Origin of the sequence: Rhodobaculum claviforme, from assembly GCF_016653255.1 — a bacterium.
Lineage (GTDB): Bacteria > Pseudomonadota > Alphaproteobacteria > Rhodobacterales > Rhodobacteraceae > Rhodobaculum > Rhodobaculum claviforme.
In genome coordinates this window covers 1-5368 of record NZ_NHSD01000092.1, presented here as the reverse complement: position 1 = coordinate 5368, position 5368 = coordinate 1, and the positions used below count along the sequence as shown (strand labels likewise).

Here is a 5368-nt window from a genome sequence, read left to right as displayed (position 1 = left end):
TGGGTGGGTGGGAGCCACGCCTCCGGGGTGCGGGCCTGCGGCCTGCACCCCGCGGGGCCGGCCTCAGACGTTCAGAAGAAGGTGTTCACGCTCCCACGGGCTGATGACCTGAAGGAACTCGGTGTATTCGGTGCGCTTGACTGCCTCGTAGACGCCGCAGAACCGCTCGCCCAGCACCTCGCGGATCGGCGCGCAGTCCTCGAAGATGTCGAGCGCGCCGCCCAGCGTCTCCGGCAGCTCGTCCTCGTCGCCGCGATAGGCAGAGCCCACGCATTCCGCGCGCGGCTCGCGCTCCTCGATCATGCCGAGGTATCCGCAGGCCAGCGACGCGGCGATGCCCAGATACGGGTTGCAGTCCATCCCCGCCAGCCGGTTCTCCAGCCGCCGCGAGTTGGCGTCGCACACCGGAATGCGCAGCCCCGTCGTGCGGTTGTCACGCCCCCACTCCAGGTTGATCGGCGCCGCGAAGTGGCGCACATACCGCCGGTAGCTGTTCACATAGGGTGCGAGCACCGCCATCGCCGCCGGCAGATAGGTCTGCATGCCGCCGATGAAATGGCGGAACGTCGCCGTCTCACCGCCCTGCGGATCGCTGAAGATGTTCTGCCCGGTGGTGCTGTCGATGACCGAGTGGTGCAGGTGCATCGCACTGCCCGGCTCGCCCTCGATGGGTTTGGCCATGAAGGTGGCGAAGCAGTCGTGGCGCAGGGCGGCTTCGCGGATCAGGCGCTTGAAGAAGAAGATCTCGTCGGCGCGTTCGACCGCGGCGCCGTGCTGCATGTTGATCTCCACCTGGCCCGCGCCGCCCTCCTGGGTGATGCCCTCGATCTCGAAGCCCTGCGCCTCGGCGAAGCGGTAGATCACGTCGATGACGGGGCCGTATTCGTCCACCGCGCTCATGGAATAGGCCTGCCGGCCGGCGGCGCGGCGCCCGGTGCGGCCCATCGGCGGTTCGATCGGCTTGGCCGGATCGAGGTTGCGCGCGACCAGATAGAACTCCATCTCGGGCGCCACCACCGGCGACCAGCCGCGATCGGCATAGAGCTGCACCACGCGCTTGAGCACGTTGCGCGGCGCCACCGGCATCGGCTCGCCGGTCTGTTCGAACACGTCGTGGATCACCTGAAGCGTCACGTCCGCCGTCCAGGGCGCGGCCGAGGCGGTGGAGTAGTCGGGCCGCAGGATCATGTCCGGTTCGGTATAGTTGTCGCCCGGCACCTCGGCCCAGTCGCCCGCGATGGTCTGCTGAAAGATCGTGTTGGGCAGGAAGAAGCGCTTCTGCGTCGCGAATTTCGACGCGGGCATCGCCTTGCCGCGGGCCACGCCGGCAAGGTCGGGGACGATGCACTCCACCTCGTCCAGGGTGCGCCCGGCGATATAGTCGCGGGCGTGTTGCGGAAGCTGGTCGGTCCAGTGGGACATTGGGTGCTCCTCAGGCCGCGCTGCGTCGCGGCTGGCGGAAGAAATTGGCGATGCGATCGGCCAGGACGCCCGAGTCGCCCGGGCCGCCCAGCCGCTCCAGCGCGGCATCGAGTCGGTCGTCGGGCACCACGCCGCGCCCGCGCGTCTCGATCAGGCCGGCCACGAAGTCGTCGGGGAATTCGGGGTGGGCCTGCACGCTGAATGCCCGGTCGCCATAGCGCAGCCCGGCATAGGGGCAGAAGGGGTGGGTGGCGATGACCTCGGCGCCCTCGGGCGGGTCGATCACCTGGTCCTGGTGCCAGGCGTTCAGGCGCAGGGGCGTGCCGTCGAAGTCATAGTCCTGCGGGCCGACGGCCCAGCCACCGGGGAACTTCTCCACCCGACCGCCCAGTGCCCGCGCGATGATCTGGTGGCCAAAGCAGATGCCGACGACCGGCACCGCCTCGGCGACGGCCTGGCGGATCAGCGCCTCGAGCGGGGGGATGAAGGGGTGGTCCTCGTAGACGCCGTGGCGCGAGCCGGTGATCAGCCAGCCTTCGGCGTCATGCACGCTGTCGGGAAACTCCATCTCGACGACGCGGTGGGTGGTGAAGTCAAATCCGTGCCGGCCCAGCAGGCGGGTGAACAGATCAGGATAGGAGCCGTGGCGTGCGCGCAGATCATCTGGCGCAAGCCCGGTTTCGAGGATGCCGATACGCATGGGGTTCCCGTGAGTTGATGCGCAACGATAGCTTGCGCCACGGTGGGTCGGCAAGGGGGGCCGGCAAGGCGGGCGCGCAAGGGGGGCGGCGCAACGGCGCCGACCGCGCGGGGGCGGTTACTGAGCGGCCTGCGTCTGCGCCTCAGCCTCGGCGTCGAGTTCGGCGGCGCGTTTCTCCACCAGCTCCACGATGTGGTCGATCATCTGGTCGTTGGACTGCTTGTGGCTCTGCTTGCCCGCGACATAGACCATGCCCGAGCCCGCGCCGCCGCCGGTGAAGCCCAGATCGGTCATCAGCGCCTCGCCGGGGCCGTTGACCACGCAGCCGATTATGGACAGGCTCATGGGTGTCTTGATGTGCGACAGCCGGGCCTCCAGCGTCTCCACCGTGCGGATGACGTCGAAGCCCTGGCGCGCGCAGGACGGGCAGGAGATGATGTTGACGCCCCGGTGCCGCAGCCCCAGCGCCTTGAGGATCTCGTAGCCGACGCGCACTTCCTCCACCGGCTCGGCCGAGAGGCTCACGCGGATGGTGTCGCCGATGCCCATCCACAGCAGGTTGCCCAGCCCGATGGCGGATTTCACCGTCCCGGCCATGTAGGCACCCGCCTCGGTGATGCCGAGGTGGATCGGCGCGTCGGTGGCATCGGCCAGCGCCTGATAGGCGGCGGCGGCAAGGAACACGTCCGACGCCTTGGCCGAGATCTTGAACTCATGGAAGTCGTTGTCCTGCAACAGGCGGATGTGGTCGAGCGCGCTCTCGACCATCGCCTCGGGGCAGGGCTCGGCGTATTTCTCCAGCAGGTGGCGTTCGAGCGAGCCTGCGTTGACGCCGATGCGGATGGAGCAGCCATGGTCCTTGGCGGCCTTGACCACGTCGCGAACGCGCCGCGCGTCGCCGATGTTGCCGGGGTTGATGCGCAGGCAGGCGGCGCCGGCCTCGGCGGCCTCGATCGCGCGTTTGTAGTGGAAGTGGATGTCGGCGACGATGGGCACGGGGCTTTCGCGCACGATCTCGCGCAGGGCCTTCGTCGCGGCCTCGTCGGGGGTGGAGACGCGGATGATGTCGGCGCCCGCCTCGGCGCAGGCGTGGATCTGCGCCACGGTGGCGGCCACGTCGCCGGTGTCGGTGTTGGTCATGGTCTGCACCGTGATCGGTGCATCGCCCCCCACGGGCACCGGCCCGACCATGATCTGGCGCGACTTGCGCCGATAGATGTTGCGCCAGGGTCGGATGTGGTTGTGGGCCATGGTCCACCTGTTGCGATGCGTTGGCCGACAGATAACCCGACGCGGTGCCACGGGCAATGTCCGTTTGGGCCTGCGGGGGTGTCAGTCGGCCGCGGCCTCGGCAAAGCGGGCGAGGTCGGGGTCGCGGGTCAGGTCGGCGACCGCAAAGCCGTCGCGCAGGGCGGTGGCCGACAGCTCCACGTTGCGGGCGATGTTGGCGCCGGGGGCGGCGGGGCCGAAGGTCTGGCCGTCCACGAGGAAATAGACCGCGCCGGAGTTGCCCGCGCGCAGCCGGGCGGGGTCCTCGAGCGCCGGCACGGTGTAGCGTTCGCCCGCGTCGAGGATGCGTTCGAACAGCACGGTGCCGTCGGCGCGCTGGACGCGGATCCAGGCGGGGCGGACGGCGAGGATCTCCACCTGCGGGGGGGCTGCCTGGCTGACGCGCACGGTTCCGGGCGGGTCCGCACCCTGCCCAGCGGCCAGCACTCCGGGGGCATCGGTGCCGCCCCCGTCGAGGCCGGCAAGGCTGCGGGCCACGGCGGCGGCGACGGCGTCGATCTCTCCGTCGTCGCGGGCGCGGCGGGCGACGTCGGCCAGCGCGCCTTCGACCCGCGGGTCGATCGCGGCGATGGGGCCGTCGCGGGCGACCATCACCGGCACGTCCAGCGCGGGCGCCCGGTACAGCCGGTCAAAGGCATCGGGGCCACGCCGCAGCCGGTCCGCGCCGGCCAGATCCGCCATGGCGGGGTCGTCCAGCGGTTCGGCCATGCGCGCACCGGCCAGGGGGTCGAGCTCGGCCAGGACGCTGGGCGGGTTGTCGGCGGGGGCCAGTTGCACGCGCTGGACCTCCTGCAGGACGCTCCAGCCGCCATAGCCCAGCGCCGCGATCAGCAGCGCCAACACCGCCACCGAGCCCAGAGCGCCGGGGTCGAGACGGTCGAACCACGGCTCGGCCCTGGGCGCGAAGCGGCCGGGACCGAAGGGGGCACGCGCGACATGCGCGCCCGCGCCGACGCGCGGCAGCGGCCGGTCGGAGGCACCGGGGCGCGCCCCCGAGGCCGCCGTCAGCCCGTCGGTGGGGGTGAACCCGGCTTCCTCGCAGAAGCGCGCATAGGCCCATTCGGGGTCCATCCCGAGGTAGCGCGCATAGGACCGCAGGTAGCCCGCGATGAAGCCGCGGGTTTCGAACGCGCCGACGTCGCAATTCTCGATCGCGGCGATGTAGCTGGCGCGGATCTTGAGGTCGCGCTGCACGTCGAGCAGGGATTTGCCGATGGTCGCGCGTTCGCCGCGCATGATGTCGCCCAGGCGCAGGTCATAATCGTCGAAGCCCCGCGGCAACGCGTGCGCGGTCTCCTCCGGCTGCGCCGCTGCTGGCTGCCTGCGCCCGATCATGCTGCCTGCCCCATAGATGCCGCTTCTTGGCCGGCGGGTCGTCCCGATGGATTCGGTGTCGCCCATTCCGTTGGCCCCTGTCTAGCACAACATACCCGCAAATTAAGCTGCCTTTTGGCCAAAGCGGCGGATCTGCGCGCATCGGCGCCTGCGGGAAGGGCGGCGCGCGGCCCGGATCGGGCGCATTACCGGGGCGCGACCTCAAGGACGACGGCACAATCTGGGCGGGTGGAACGGGCGGCGTCGCACATCTCCAGCGCGCGGGCGCGGGCGACGGCGGCATCGGGCAGCGCACCCACGGCAGCCGCCGAGGCGCTGGGAACCCCGTCGCGCACCATGCCTTCGCCGGGGGCCAGCGCAATGGCGCCATGCCCGCCGCTGTCGCCCAGCAGCATCGCCAGGCCCTCGGGGCTGGCGGCGACGGCCTCCAGCAGGGCGCGATCCTCGGGGCTGAGGAACGCGTGCAGGTGCAGCGTCACCTCGGCGGTCGGGTGGGACAGCGTGCGGGTGTCGGCGGCCAGCGCCGGGCCCGCACCGAGGGCGACGGCAAGCACGAGGGCGGTGGGGATCGGGCGCATGGGGCTCTCCTGCGGTCGGGGTGGGCGCGTGCTCTGGACAGGG

5 protein-coding genes are annotated in these 5368 nt (G+C 70.9%); all 5 read right to left on the bottom strand.

Annotated features, from left to right (window positions below; all coding sequences use genetic code 11):
• Nucleotides 1-63: 63 nt before the first annotated feature.
• The 5 genes from CCR87_RS01680 to CCR87_RS01660 all read right to left on the bottom strand — a co-directional run bounded on the left by CCR87_RS01680 (nucleotide 64) and on the right by CCR87_RS01660 (nucleotide 5325).
• Nucleotides 64-1422 carry a glutamine synthetase family protein gene (locus tag CCR87_RS01680; protein WP_201155593.1) on the bottom strand — a complete coding sequence of 453 codons (1359 nt, stop codon included), beginning with the start codon at nucleotides 1420-1422 and terminating at the stop codon, nucleotides 64-66.
• 10 nt (nucleotides 1423-1432) lie between these two features.
• A complete protein-coding gene (locus CCR87_RS01675; RefSeq protein WP_201155592.1) occupies nucleotides 1433-2122 on the bottom strand; it encodes a type 1 glutamine amidotransferase in 690 nt (229 codons plus the stop codon).
• A gap of 117 nt (nucleotides 2123-2239) precedes the next feature.
• A complete protein-coding gene (ispG, locus tag CCR87_RS01670) occupies nucleotides 2240-3373 on the bottom strand; it encodes a flavodoxin-dependent (E)-4-hydroxy-3-methylbut-2-enyl-diphosphate synthase (RefSeq protein WP_201155591.1) in 1134 nt (377 codons plus the stop codon).
• Nucleotides 3374-3454: 81 nt separating this feature from the next.
• Nucleotides 3455-4747, bottom strand: a complete 1293-nt coding sequence (locus CCR87_RS01665) for a helix-turn-helix domain-containing protein (protein ID WP_201155594.1) — start codon at nucleotides 4745-4747, stop codon at nucleotides 3455-3457.
• A gap of 185 nt (nucleotides 4748-4932) precedes the next feature.
• Complete coding sequence (locus CCR87_RS01660; RefSeq protein ID WP_201155590.1) at nucleotides 4933-5325, bottom strand: hypothetical protein; 393 nt, start codon at nucleotides 5323-5325, stop codon at nucleotides 4933-4935.
• Between the last annotated feature and the right edge of the window lie 43 nt (nucleotides 5326-5368).